Source organism: Cobetia sp. 1CM21F (genome assembly GCF_023161745.1).
GTDB lineage: Bacteria > Pseudomonadota > Gammaproteobacteria > Pseudomonadales > Halomonadaceae > Cobetia > Cobetia amphilecti.
On sequence record NZ_JALNTQ010000001.1, the window covers coordinates 311,548 to 323,963 of the forward strand.

General features: G+C 62.3%; 10 protein-coding genes. 5 read left to right on the top strand and 5 right to left on the bottom strand.

Features of this window, described 5'->3' with window-relative positions:
* Nucleotides 1-37: 37 nt before the first annotated feature.
* Nucleotides 38-1,672: a PLP-dependent aminotransferase family protein gene (locus MSG32_RS01275; protein WP_248377121.1), complete on the bottom strand. Its 1,635-nt coding sequence runs from the start codon at nucleotides 1,670-1,672 to the stop codon at nucleotides 38-40.
* A 487-nt stretch (nucleotides 1,673-2,159) separates the two neighbouring features.
* On the opposite strand from MSG32_RS01275, the gene MSG32_RS01280 reads away from it, so the two are divergent.
* From MSG32_RS01280 to MSG32_RS01295, 4 genes are all read left to right on the top strand, one after another.
* Nucleotides 2,160-3,236: a TRAP transporter substrate-binding protein gene (locus MSG32_RS01280; RefSeq protein WP_248377122.1), complete on the top strand. Its 1,077-nt coding sequence runs from the start codon at nucleotides 2,160-2,162 to the stop codon at nucleotides 3,234-3,236.
* Between the two features lie 161 nt (nucleotides 3,237-3,397).
* Nucleotides 3,398-4,006: a TRAP transporter small permease gene (locus tag MSG32_RS01285; protein ID WP_248377124.1), complete on the top strand. Its 609-nt coding sequence runs from the start codon at nucleotides 3,398-3,400 to the stop codon at nucleotides 4,004-4,006.
* A complete protein-coding gene (locus tag MSG32_RS01290; protein ID WP_197738683.1) occupies nucleotides 4,003-5,346 on the top strand; it encodes a TRAP transporter large permease in 1,344 nt (447 codons plus the stop codon). Before MSG32_RS01285 ends, MSG32_RS01290 begins: the two co-directional genes overlap by 4 nt.
* Before the next feature lie 45 nt (nucleotides 5,347-5,391).
* Nucleotides 5,392-5,868, top strand: a complete 477-nt coding sequence (locus tag MSG32_RS01295; RefSeq protein WP_216059931.1) for a universal stress protein — start codon at nucleotides 5,392-5,394, stop codon at nucleotides 5,866-5,868.
* 209 nt (nucleotides 5,869-6,077) lie between these two features.
* Here the strand turns inward: MSG32_RS01295 and MSG32_RS01300 are convergent, their stop codons facing one another.
* The 4 genes from MSG32_RS01300 to MSG32_RS01315 all read right to left on the bottom strand — a co-directional run bounded on the left by MSG32_RS01300 (nucleotide 6,078) and on the right by MSG32_RS01315 (nucleotide 10,103).
* A complete protein-coding gene (locus MSG32_RS01300) occupies nucleotides 6,078-6,836 on the bottom strand; it encodes an IclR family transcriptional regulator (RefSeq protein WP_225347069.1) in 759 nt (252 codons plus the stop codon).
* 171 nt (nucleotides 6,837-7,007) lie between these two features.
* Nucleotides 7,008-8,285: a TRAP transporter large permease gene (locus tag MSG32_RS01305; RefSeq protein WP_054555518.1), complete on the bottom strand. Its 1,278-nt coding sequence runs from the start codon at nucleotides 8,283-8,285 to the stop codon at nucleotides 7,008-7,010.
* 10 nt (nucleotides 8,286-8,295) lie between these two features.
* Nucleotides 8,296-8,877 (bottom strand): TRAP transporter small permease, encoded by a 582-nt coding sequence (locus tag MSG32_RS01310; RefSeq protein ID WP_082388272.1) that lies wholly within the window; start codon nucleotides 8,875-8,877, stop codon nucleotides 8,296-8,298.
* Complete coding sequence (locus MSG32_RS01315) at nucleotides 8,877-10,103, bottom strand: TRAP transporter substrate-binding protein (protein WP_248377126.1); 1,227 nt, start codon at nucleotides 10,101-10,103, stop codon at nucleotides 8,877-8,879. Before MSG32_RS01315 ends, MSG32_RS01310 begins: the two co-directional genes overlap by 1 nt.
* A 614-nt stretch (nucleotides 10,104-10,717) precedes the next feature.
* Here MSG32_RS01315 and MSG32_RS01320 point away from each other — a divergent pair.
* Nucleotides 10,718-12,361 carry a choline dehydrogenase gene (locus MSG32_RS01320; RefSeq protein ID WP_153636308.1) on the top strand — a complete coding sequence of 548 codons (1,644 nt, stop codon included), beginning with the start codon at nucleotides 10,718-10,720 and terminating at the stop codon, nucleotides 12,359-12,361.
* Nucleotides 12,362-12,416 lie beyond the last annotated feature (55 nt).

The window sequence follows — 12,416 nt, forward strand, 5'->3', positions numbered from 1 at the left end:
CTTTCTCCTCGCCTCTCACCTCCTCGCAAGGATCAGGCTAGCTGGCGCGCTGCCGACGTGATGCGCCGTGGGGAGTGGGCAGGGCGGGCTGAGGGGGTAACGGCTGTGCTTGTGTTTCCGGTGCGTCCGTCTTCGTTGCGTCTGTCTCTGGTGCGTCCGTCTCCGGTGCTTCGGTCTCTGCGCCCGCAACTGACGGCGCCTCCTCCATCGCCAGCGGCACCAGCGCGGCCAGCTTGAGGATGCCGGCCTCGATGCGTGATTCCGGAATCGCCGAGAAGCCAAGCCGGAAGTAGTGGCGGTGGCTGTCGCGATCACAGAAGAAGTGCAGGTCACCGACCTCGATCAGGATGCTCTGCTCGCGGGCGAGGGCGGCCAGGCGGTGGGCATTCAGGCTCTTCGGGCCGTGCATCCAGAAGCAGGAGCCGCCGTAGGTGGCCGGCGTGCTCATCATCGGCAGATGGCGCTGGATGGCGTCACGCATCAGCAGGAAGCGCCGCTGCATCACCTGGTGCATCTGATTGATCAGGCTGTCGTGATAGCCGCGCGCGATGAACAGCCCCACCGCACGCTGATTGTTGGTCGGCGGATGGCGCAGCATCAGGCGGCGCAGGGCGCGGGCCTCTCGAATCAGGGTCGGGTGCGCCACCATGTAGCCCAGACGCAGACCGGGGGCGAGGGTCTTGGAGAGGCTGCCGACATAGATGACGCGCTTGTGGCGGTCGAGGCTCTTGAGCGCGGGTGTCGGGTTGTCGGCGTAGTTGCTCTCGCTCTCGTAGTCGTCCTCGATGATCAGGAAGTTGCCGGTCTCGGCCATGTCCAGCAGCTGGCGGCGGCGCTCCAGCGGCAGGGTGATGGTCGTCGGCGACTGGTGGCTGGGCGTGACATATACCAGGCGACAGTCCTTGAGCGATTCCAGCGGCTGCATGCCCTTGTCGTCGATGGGCAGCAGCTGGATGTCATCGGTGAAGGTGCTGGCGATGTTGTACATGTCGACGTAGCCGGGGTTCTCCATCGCGAAGCGCTGGCCCTGCTTGAGCAGCAGCATGCAGCTGATCCACAGCGCCTGCTGCGTGCCCACCGTGATCAGGATTTCCTCCGGGCTTGCCCAGACGCCGCGACGGGGCAGCAACCGCTGGTGGATCTGCTCGATCAGCAGCGGGTCGTCATTGTTGAGATGGTCCACCGACCAGCTGCGAATTGACGGCACGCTCATCGAGTCGCGGCTGCATTCGCGCCAGTGCTGGGTGGGGAAGAATTCCGGGTCCAGCTGGCCATAGAGAAAGGGGTAGTCGTACTGGTGCCAGTCGCCGGGCTTCTCGATGGCGCGCTGCACAGAGGGCTTGAAGGCCAGCCGCTCATCCCAGTCGAGGCTGTCGGCCTCGATGTCATTGAGGCGCACCGGCGTGTCGGCGCGGCCCTTGAGAATCTCGGGATTGATGAAGTAACCGCTGCGCTCGCGGGCGATCAGAAAGCCGTCTTCCAGCAGCTGCTCATAGGCCAGCATCACGGTATTGCGCGCGACATTCAGCTCGCGGGCCAGCTTGCGACTGGAGGGCAGCGCGACATCACGTGGCAGATGGCCTTCGAGAATCGCCTGGGAAATCTGCTCGCGAATCTGGAATTGCAGGCTTTCCTTGCGCGAGGAATCGAGGTGAAACAGCGGGTGGCTCATGCGTGTTCTCTATTGTTTTCGCGAGCGTGTCGTCACGAGGACTTTCCAGCGGAAGTGCCCGTTTTATATGCATTTTCTGTACCTGATTGCCCCGCGGTGCGCCGTCAGTGAGTGGCGCGCGGGGCGCTGCCTGCCCTGAGGTGGCAGCCACCGGTACGGCTTCATTGAGGCAGACCCCCGTCGGGAGAGCAATAGCCAGTCGGGACTGGCCCCATCGATGCCGACGGACTGGTTCTATCGAGGAATGGCGCACGGGGAGAAAGTGATCTGGCAGGTACAACGAAAGCACAGTTCAAGCACGACGCGACTTCACACTCCCTTTCCTGGGGCTGTAGATGAGCAGGTGATGGCAAACGTGAATGACATGAGGCGCTGCAGGATAGTGGTGCAGACGCGAAGTCATTGACGATATGAAGTGCAGTACCCCGCTCGCTATCACGCGCAGCCGTCAGGAGCCCGCAACAACAATAACGACGGGACAGACAAGATGATCGACTCGACACAGACCCTTTCAGACCTCCGCTTGCTGACTCGCACTGGCGTATCTCGCACCAGTGCCTTCAAGTCCACGCTGGCCATCGCGGTGACTGCCGCGAGCCTGAGCATGGCCGCCGGCGCCAATGCCGCGACCTGGAAGATGGCCCTCGGCGATGCGGCCGGCGGCACCCAGTATGAACTGGGCAAGACCTTCGCAAGCCTGGTGGAAGAGAAATCCGGCGGCGACATCAAGGTGGACCTGTTCCCCAACGGCCAGCTGGGCAGCGAGCAGGATACCGTCAACAACGCCAGCATGGGGCTCGTTGACCTGTCCGTGGTGGCGATCAACAACCTGACGCCATTCTCGCCGACCGTCGGCGTGCTGACCCTGCCGTATGTCATTCACGGCCCGGACGATGCCAAGGCGCTGACGCAAGGCAAGATCGGCGATGAGCTGCGCGAGAACACCCTGCGCGATTCCGGTATTCGCATTCTGGGCTGGGCCTATTCCGGCTGTCGTCGTCTGACCAATTCCAAGCAGGCGGTCGCCTCACCGGAAGACCTGGAAGGCATGGTCATTCGCGTGCCCAAGAACGAGATCATGATCTCCTCCTACCAGTCCTGGGGCGTCAACCCCAACCCGCTGGCGTGGTCCGAGACCTTCACTGCCCTGCAACAGGGTGTCGTCGATGGTCAGGACAATCCCTACATCACCATCGATGCCATGAAGTTCTATGAGGTGCAGAACCACGTCACCGACAGCTGTTACGTGTTCTCGATGGAACCGCTGATCATGGGCGAAGGCACCTTCCAGAGCCTCAGCGAAGAGAACCAGCAACTGGTGCTGGCGGCCGGTGAAGAGGCGACGTCGCACAGCTATGACTACCTGCTGGCCACCGAGGATTCCATCAAGAAATCACTGGTGGAAGAGCACGGCATGACCATCACCCAGCCCGCCAATGACGAGCAGGAATGGATCGCCAAGGCCTCCAGCATCTGGCCGGACTTCTATGACAGCATCGGCGGCCGCGACAAGCTGGTCGAGGTGCTCGAGACCCTCGGACGTGATCCGTCCACCGCGCCCTGATGATTCGCTGAACGGCTGAGGCTTTCAAGGCCCGCCCGGATTCCCCTGCCTGCCGGCACCTGTCATGAGCATGCCAAGAGCATGTCGTCGACATGTGATCGCTGGCAGGGGAAGCGTGGCGTCAAGTGGTCATCGCTGGCGATGTCGGGGGATGTGTATCCATGCGGGTATTGTTGAAGTTTCTGGATAATATCGAGAACTATCTCTGCCAGTTCCTGCTGGTGGTGTTCGTCATCATTCTCTTCACGCAGATCATGCTGCGTAACCTTTTCAGCTACTCGATTCCCTGGGGAGACGAGTTGGCGACCTATGCCTTCGTGTGGTTTGCCTATCTGGGCGCTGTCTACGCCACACGCATGTCGGCGCATAACCGCGTGACCTTCCAGTTTCGATTCCTGCCGCGTTGGGTGGAAACCCTCTGCGGTGTGCTGACCGATATCATCTGGATCGCCTTCAATGCGGTGTTCATCTATTACAGCTACGACTTCGTGTTCAACAAGATGAATCTGTTCTGGAAGTCACAGACGCTGGGTGTGCCGATGAAGTACTTCTATCTGATTCTGCCGCTGGCCTTTACCGCCATGACGGTGCGCATCATCCAGACCAATTATCTCAAGTTCGTGCGCAAGGAAGACATCGTGGACCCGGATTCCCAGGCAATGGAGGAATTGAAGCAGGGCGGTGACGGCCAGGCCACTGATCCACAGGCCAGCGACGCACAGGCCAGTGATGGACAGCCCAGTGACAGACAGGAGGGCGGCAAGTCATGATCGATTCCACCATCATCTACATCCTGTTTGGCGTCTTCTTCCTGCTGCTGGTACTGGGCGCACCGATCACCGTCTCGCTGGGTGTCGCGGCGCTGGCGACCTACCTGAGCATCGATGAAAATCCGATGGCGTTCGTGCAGATCGCCTTTACCTCGGTGGGTTCCTTCCCGCTGATGGCCTTGCCGGCCTTCATTCTGGCCGGGGCGCTGATGGAGGCCGCCGGCATCTCGCGACGGCTGGTCGATATCGCCGAGGCCTTCGCCGGGCCGGTGACGGGCGGACTTGCCGCTGCCACGGTATTTGCCTGCATGTTCTTCGGCGCGATTTCCGGTTCGGGTCCGGCCACCACGGCGGCGGTCGGCATGCTGATGATTCCGGCGATGGCCAAGCGCGGCTACGACCGTGGCTATGCCTCGGCGATCACGGCCTCTTCCGGGGGGCTGGGGGTGGTGATTCCGCCGTCGATCCCGATGGTGATCTTCGGGATTTCCGGCATGGGCCTGCAGCCGCCGCCCGAAGCGGTGGCCATGCACGGTGATTTCCAGACACTGTCGATCCCGAAGCTGTTCATCGCCGGCGTCATGCCCGGCGTGGTGATCGCCGGCTTCCTGCTGATGATCAACTACGTGATCTCGAAGAAACGCGGCTATCGCGGGCTGACCAACAGCTGGTCGTGGCCGCACATCCGCGCCACCTTGAAGAAGGGCGTCTGGTCGATGCTGGCGCCCTTCATCATCCTGGGCGGCATCTACAGCGGCCTCTTCACGCCGACCGAATCCGCCATCGTCGCCATCGTCTACACCCTGATCGTCGGCATCTTCCTGCACAAGGAACTCAAGTGGAAGCCGACGCTGCGCACCCTGGAGACCACCACCTGGATCACCGGTCGCGTGCTGCTGATCCTGTTCACGGCGACGGTCTTCGGGCGGTTGCTGGTCGAGCAACGCGTGCCGGCGCATATCGCCGAAGGCATGCTGGCGATGACCGACAACCTCTACCTGATCTGGGCGATGATCATCTTCTTCCTGCTGTTCGTCGGCATGTTCATGGAGACGCTGGCCGCGATCATGATTCTCACCCCGGTGCTGCTGCCGATCATGTACATGCTGGGGATGGACCCGGTGCACGTCGGCATCGTGGTGGTCTGTGCGTTGGCCATCGGCTTCCAGACGCCGCCATTGGGGGAGAACCTCTTCGTGGCCTCGGGAATAGGCGGGGCCTCCATCGAGGAGATTTCCCTGAAGGCATTGCCGTTCGCGGCGGGCTCGGTGGCGGCCATCTTCCTGATCGCCTATGTGCCTGAAATCTCGCTGTGGCTACCCAGGGTGATGGGGTACTGAAGCGCCATCTGAACGCTAGCCCTGCAATGAACGAGGAGAAGGACGATGCCGGCAGTCAAACGAATTCTGTGTTGTGTAGGCCTGCGCGGAGACTGTGAGCGGGTACTGGCGCGCTCGGTGTGGTTGGCGGGAGCGACCGGCGCCGAGTTGCATGTGCTGCATACCGTCAAGTCATTGTCGGATGACGTGATGAACACCCTCAAGGTCAATATTCGCCACAAGCCGACGCTGGAGGGCCTGATGCAGCAGCGGCTCGATCAGGCCAAGGAGAGCCTGGAAAAGATGCTGGAGGACTTCTGGAGCACCCATGACGACGGCGACCCGCGCCCGGTGATCGCCGGACTGAATGTGGTGGAGGGCTATCCGGCCTCGGAGATCATCCGCTACGCCACGCGCCATGACTGCGACATGATCATCATGGCCACCAACAAGCGCGGCTTCGTGGCCTCCTATGCGGGCAAGGTCACCAAGGGGGTGATCAAGCGCGCCAGCATTCCGGTGGTGGTGGTACCGACGCCCTGAGCCTCAGGAGAGAGACGCTTGAGGAAAAGCGGTACTCAGCAAGTTGGCAGATGAAAAACGCTCGCCCCCACAGGACAGTGACTGTCTGCGGGGGCGAGCGTTTTGGTTCATGGCCCATCGTCAGCGTGGCCCATCGTCAGCGTGGCTCAGGTGTCACTCGGGGCTGGACGGGAGCGCCTCATGCGTCATGTGTGCTCAAGGCGCGCGCCTCAGAGCGTGCCTTCCAGCTCAGTGGCGATCTGACGCATCAGCGGCGCCCACTCCAGCAGGGAGTCGATGGAGTGGCGCAGGCGCGGCGCGTGGATCGCCAATGTCGCCTGGATCTGGCCGACCTCATCGAAGACCGGCACCGCGATGGCGACCATGCCCTGGATGAACTCCTCATCATCGGTGCTCAACTGATTGCGCGCCACGGTGTCGAGCGCCTCTTCCAGCGTGGCCCGCGAGGTCAGGGTGCAGGGCGTGTGCGCCTCCAGCGCCAGATTTGCGAGCAGGGCGCGGCGGCGATGCAGCGGCATCAGCGCCAGAAACAGCTTGCCGCTCGCGGTGCAGTGCAGCGGCAGGCGTGAACCGGGCGCCAGCTGGATGCGCACCGGCCAGTTGGTTTCCACGCGGTCGTAATACATCACCTCGTGGCCATCGAGCAGCGTCAGGTTGCAGGTCTCGCCGACTTCCTTCGCCAGCCGTTCCAGCAGGACACGGCGCGGCACCTTGAGGCCTTCATTGGCCAGTGCGCCCAGCGACATGCGCCGAAAGCGCGGGCCGGGCAGCAGGTGACGGCCATCCAGATCACGGCTGATCAGCTGCTGTTCTTCCAGCTGCTTGAGCAGGCGATGGACGGTCGGCTTGGGGATGTCGAAGCGCTTCTCGAGGTCGGCGGCGCTGACGGCGTGCTGGGTGGTGACGATTTCTTCCAGCAGGCCGAGTGCGCGAAAGAGCGTCGAATTGGTGGGCGTGTCTTTGCTCATCTAGTGTCCTCATCCTGCTGTCGGGCGCATGTCACTCGGGGTGACCGGGGCCGACAGGGGCAGGGTGGCAAGGCGTCAGTGCATCGATTCATCACGGCAGCGGACCCCTTGGCGAAGGCTGCCCTGATGAGACGAAGACAGCCCCTCGCGGGGCTGTCGATGAGGCTAGTGTTACAGGTTTACCAGGAACAGGGAAAGGGAAGGCACCAGGCAGATGGCCAGCCAGCAGGCGATCAGCGCGATGAAGTAGGGAATCACGTACTTGACCAGTCTGACGTAGGAAATGCCGGTGATGCTGCTGGCCACGTACAGGTTGAGCCCGAAGGGTGGCGTGACGAAGCCGATGGCGGCACCGACCAGGAAGATGACCGAGAAGTGGATCGGATCGACCCCGGCCTGCTGGGCGATGGGCGCGAGAATCGGCGCCAGGATGATCGTCACCGGCAGGCTTTCCAGAATCATGCCCGCCAGCAGGATGATCAGCATGCAGGTGCCCAGCGTCAGGTAGTAGTTGTCGATGCCGCTGAGCATCTCGCTCAGCGCCTGACCGGCACCCAGCACCGACAGCAGCTGCTGCATGACCACCGAGATGGCGATCAGCGGCGCCAGCATGCCGGCGATCTGGCCTGAGCGCAGCATGATGGTCGGCAGCTTCCTGAGGCTGATCTCGCGGGTGATCAACAGCCCCGCGATCATGGTGAAGCCCACGGTGATGGCGGCGGCTTCGGTCGGCGAGAACTTGCCCGAGTAGATGCCGTAGACCACCACGCCGATGGTCGCGAAGCCCAGATAGGCCTTGCGCGCCAGCCTGGCACTGACCCCGGCCTTGAAGGGCTGCAACTGGCCCCAGCCATTCTTGCGCGCCACCAGATAGCAGGCGCCCATCATCGCGACCACCATCAGGGCGCCCGGCACCATGCCGGCGATGAACAGGTCACTGATCGACAGGTTCATCATGAAGCCGTAGACGATGAAGATGATGCTGGGCGGAATGATGATGCCCACGGTGCCGCCGGAGGCCGCCGTGGCGGCGGCGAAGCGTTCGTCATAGCCGTTCTTGACCATCTCGGGCTGCATGATCGAACCGATGGTGGCGGTGGTGCCGGCGTTGGAGCCGGAAATCGCCGCGAACAGCCCACAGGCGCCGAGGGTCGACATGCCCATCCCGCCGCGCATCCAGCTCAGCGTCGAGTAGGCGAAGTCGGAGAGTCGCTTGGCGATGCCCGCCGCGTTGATCAGGTCCCCCGTGAGGATGAACAGTGGCAACGCCAGCAGGCCGAAGAAGCTCAGCCCCTGGAAGAGGGTGACGCCGACATTGGCCAGCGTGAAGTCGATCACCAGACTGGTGCCGACCACCCACAGGCCGATGACGAGGAAGATGGGCACGCCGAGCAGGAAGAAGGCGGTCACGCCCGCCGTGATCAGGGAGATCCAGATACCGTCTGTCATGCTGACCTCCTCAGTCCATGATGGACGGTTGCAGGTTGAAGGAATCGCCGCGGCGATAGCGCGCCCAGTCGGCGTAGAGGTTCTGCAGTACGCGATAGATGATCATCACCCACGCCAGCGGCGTGGCGAGGTAGAACCACCACTGCATGACATTGTCGGTGCCCGGCACGATGGCGTAGTTGTCATAGGCCAGCGTCACCTGGGTGGTGGTGAAGTAGATCACCATCAGCCCGAAGCCGATCCACAGCACGGCATCGAGGATCAGGCAGGCGAACTGGCCGCCGCGCGGCAGCTTCATGCGTATCTCGTTGAGGCTCAGGTGGGTGCGCTTCTTGACGTTGAGCGAGGCGCCGAACCAGGTCAGCCACAGAAACAGCAGCACGGGAATGCTGGTGCTCCAGGGGGCCTGCAGGCCGAAGAAGAAGCGCCGGATGACTTCGACGAAGATGATGCCGGCCATGCCGGAATAGGCGATCAGGATGACGACCTGTTCCAGATGGGCGTCCAGCCACAGGAAGGGACGCGCCCAGGGCGCGGCCTTCTTGAGGGCAGGTTTCTTGGTCGGTTGGCTGAAGATGGTGGTATCGCCCATTACCCCCTCCACCAGCGCTGCGGCTTGACGTTGACGGCGGCGACATCACGCGGAATCTCGCGCGCGACATCATGGATTTCCTGATAGATATCGAGACCGCCGGACCACTTGTTGAGGCGTTCACGCCACTGCTCCCACGGCTCGGGATTGAATTCCGGCGAGCACATCTGCTCGGCGCGTGAGCGTTCGGCGTCCGACAGCGGCGCCACGCGCACGTTGTTCTCGGCGAAGACGGTGCCGGCGGCGGGGTGCTCGGTGGCTCCGACGATCTCGAAGCGCCCGGCCTCGTTCATGCCCTGGGTGAAGATCTGCGCGCAGTAGGCGGACTCCATCACCTGGTCCTGCAGCTCGGAACCGAGGCTGTCGAACTTGGGCAGGCTCATGCCGGTGTGCTCGGTGCCGGCGAAGAAGCGCAGGTCGACCGCCTGCGACACCACCGGTGCCATGCCGGCGTAGGCCACGGCGCTCATCCAGGTCTCGGCGCCATCCAGCAGGCCCTGACGCAGGCCATCGAGGGTCTCTTCCCAGGCGACCGGCACCGGGTTCAGGCCCAGCTGCTCCATCGCGATGCGGCCCATCTGGGTGCCGGTGACGCGATTCTTGGTGCCCTTGAGGTCATCGATGCTGGTGATCAGCGGTTTGTCCTGCCACTTGAGGCCGAGCATGATGCCGCGCAGGTCACAGTGGGTGAACAGGAACTGCAGGTTGTGGCGCTGGCGCAGCGGTTCACGCAGCAGCTGCTCACTCTTCTTGTGATAGAAGAAGTGGAACATCGAGGCGACGGTGGGGAACAGGTAGGCGAAATCCAGCACGTTCAGATACGGCGCGCTGCCCGAGGAATTCTGGGTGGAGGCCGAGTAGATATCGACGATGCCCTGCTGGGTCTTGCCGACGCAGTCCAGCTGGTTGCAGACCTCGTTGCTGCCCATGAACTCGACGCGGATGGCGCCGTTGGTGCGCTCTTCCAGGTCGCGCGCGAAGAACAGCTGACCGGATTTCTGGATATCGAGATTGCGCTCATTGAAGCCCGAGGCACCGAAGCGCAGCTGGAACTTGGGCGCTGTCTTGTAGCGTTTCTGCTGCTCCTGGTCGGCGGCGCGCGCCAGCGTGGACGCGGTGAGACCTGCGCCGAGGCCGGTGGCGGCCAGCAGGGTCGAGGTCAGACCGAAGCGACCCGAGATGTCGAGGAAGTCACGGCGTGACAGCTTGCTGAGTGGCGATGGCATGGTAGTGCTCCCGGTATTGTGTTTGCTTTTGTGGTGGGATGCAGGCCTGGCGGCCGGGAAGTGATGTCGTATCACTCGCCCTGTGTTGGCGTTGTTATGGGTCTTGCGGTGCGGGGCTTGCTTCCGCTGCTTGTCTGGCAAGCCGTTCGTTGATCACTTCTTTAGCCAAGTGCTTGTTTATCCGTCCTTATTTGTTGTCCTGATTTGCCCGTCTTTATTTGTCAGGCGTTTTCGCAGTGCCTGTTCAGAGAGTGTCTCTTCAGAGCGTGTCGGGGCGCTTGTCAGACATATCCGCTATTTCTTCAAAGCCACTCCAAAGTCTCTTCAAATTCTCTTCAGAGTCTTCTCAAGCACGTCTTCAGAGCCCATGAGCCCTGCTTCTGGCCTCTCTGGTGACTGCCATTGATGGCGGTCTGTGTCGTTCTCGCTAGTTCGTCTTACATAGTTGGTCGTATAACGAGACGAAAAGTACCGTTACCGGCGTTTCAAATCTCAATGTAGGGCACTTTTTCAGCTTTGGCAAAGATATTGAGACAATACGTTTCGTATTTGACGAATCCCAATTTTGATACCATGATTATGAGACAATATGTCTCGATATGGTATATAAAATAATGAAAACAACACGTTACGCCAATGCCGACGCATCAGCCGCCTATGACTACATCGTGATCGGAGCGGGTTCAGCCGGTTGCGTGCTAGCCAATCGTCTAACCGAAGACCCCTCCATCAAGGTCTTGCTGCTGGAGGCCGGCGGCTCGGACTGGAATCCGTGGATTCATGTGCCGGTGGGCTACTTCAAGACGATGCATAACCCGGCCACCGACTGGTGCTATCTCACCGACCCTGACAAGGGCATCAATGGTCGTCGGCTGCAGTGGCCGCGGGGCAAGGTGCTGGGCGGTTCCAGCTCGCTCAATGGGCTGCTGTATATCCGTGGCCAGCACGAGGATTACGATGACTGGGCGGCCGCGGGCAATCAGGGCTGGGACTACGCGTCAGTGCTGCCGTACTTCCGCAAGTCGGAGTGTCAGGCGCGCGGCGCCAACCAATGGCACGGCACCGATGGGCCGCTGCATGTCTCTGACCTGCGCCTCAAGCGCGAGATCGCCGAGCGCTTCATCGAGGCGGCGGTGGAGGCGGGGATTCCGCTCAACCAGGACGTCAATGGCGAGCGCCAGGAAGGGGTCGGCTATTTCCAGCAGACCACCTACAAGGGCCTGCGCTGCAGCACGGCCAGGGCTTTCCTGCGCCCGGCGCTCACGCGCAGCAATCTGACGCTGGTCAAGCATGCGCACTGTCGCCGCGTGTTGCTGGAAGGCAAGCGTGCGGTGGGAGTGGAATACGAGGTGAAGGGCACGATCCACACGGCGCGCGCCGAGCGCGAGGTGCTGCTGTCCAGCGGCGCCATCGGCAGCCCGCAGATTCTGCAGTGCTCCGGTATCGGTGAGCCCGAGCATCTGGCCAGTGTCGGCGTCGAATGCCTGCACGCGCTGCCGGGGGTCGGGGAAAACCTGCAGGACCATCTGCAGGTACGGCTGGTGTTCAAGACCCAGTGCCGCACCCTCAATGACGAGGTACGTCATCCGCTCAAGAAGCTGGCGGTCGGCACCCAGTACCTCTTCACGCGTACCGGCCCGCTGACGCTGGCAGCCAGTCAGGTGTGCGCCTTTACCCAGTCGCGCGAGGGGCTGACGCGCCCCGATATCCAGTTCCACATGCAGCCGTTGAGTGCCGACAAGCCCGCCGATGGCGTGCATCCGTTCTCGGCGTTCACGTCCTCGGTGTGTCAGCTGCGCCCGCACAGTCGCGGCCAGGTGCGCATCACCAGCGCCGACGCCAGCATCTATCCTTCCATCCAGCCCAACTATCTGAGCGCCGAGGAAGACCGCCGCGTGGTGGTCGATGCCATCAAGGTAGCGCGGCGCATCGCCCAGGCAGCGCCGCTGGCCTCGGTGATCAGCGAGGAGTACGTGCCGGGCGCGCACTACCAGAGCGATGAGGAGTTGCTGGAAGCCGCGCGTCAGTTCAGCCAGACCATCTATCACCCGGCGGGCACCTGCAAGATGGGTCACGATGCGCTGGCGGTGGTGGATGACGAGCTGCGTGTCCATGGCCTGCACGGCTTGCGCGTGGTGGATGCCTCGATCATGCCGGTGATCGTGTCCGGCAATACCAATGCGCCGACCATCATGATCGCCGAGAAGGCCGCCGACATGATCAAGGCCGCCCAGGTGAACATGGCCCAGGCCAGCTAGCAGGCTTTCGTGCCTGAACGACACATCGCGGCGGGGCAGCTTGCCCGTCACCGCT

Excerpts from the sequence above, each read along its gene's own strand:
- MSG32_RS01295 (WP_216059931.1), top strand. The coding sequence starts at position 5,392 with ATGCCGGCAGTCAAACGAATTCTGTGTTGTGTAGGCCTGCGCGGAGAC.
- MSG32_RS01285 (WP_248377124.1), top strand. The coding sequence starts at position 3,398 with ATGCGGGTATTGTTGAAGTTTCTGGATAATATCGAGAACTATCTCTGC.
- MSG32_RS01290 (WP_197738683.1), top strand. The coding sequence starts at position 4,003 with ATGATCGATTCCACCATCATCTACATCCTGTTTGGCGTCTTCTTCCTG.
- MSG32_RS01300 (WP_225347069.1), bottom strand. The coding sequence starts at position 6,836 with ATGAGCAAAGACACGCCCACCAATTCGACGCTCTTTCGCGCACTCGGC.
- MSG32_RS01280 (WP_248377122.1), top strand. The coding sequence starts at position 2,160 with ATGATCGACTCGACACAGACCCTTTCAGACCTCCGCTTGCTGACTCGC.
- MSG32_RS01305 (WP_054555518.1), bottom strand. The coding sequence starts at position 8,285 with ATGACAGACGGTATCTGGATCTCCCTGATCACGGCGGGCGTGACCGCC.
- MSG32_RS01310 (WP_082388272.1), bottom strand. The coding sequence starts at position 8,877 with ATGGGCGATACCACCATCTTCAGCCAACCGACCAAGAAACCTGCCCTC.
- MSG32_RS01275 (WP_248377121.1), bottom strand. The coding sequence starts at position 1,672 with ATGAGCCACCCGCTGTTTCACCTCGATTCCTCGCGCAAGGAAAGCCTG.
- MSG32_RS01315 (WP_248377126.1), bottom strand. The coding sequence starts at position 10,103 with ATGCCATCGCCACTCAGCAAGCTGTCACGCCGTGACTTCCTCGACATC.
- MSG32_RS01320 (WP_153636308.1), top strand. The coding sequence starts at position 10,718 with ATGAAAACAACACGTTACGCCAATGCCGACGCATCAGCCGCCTATGAC.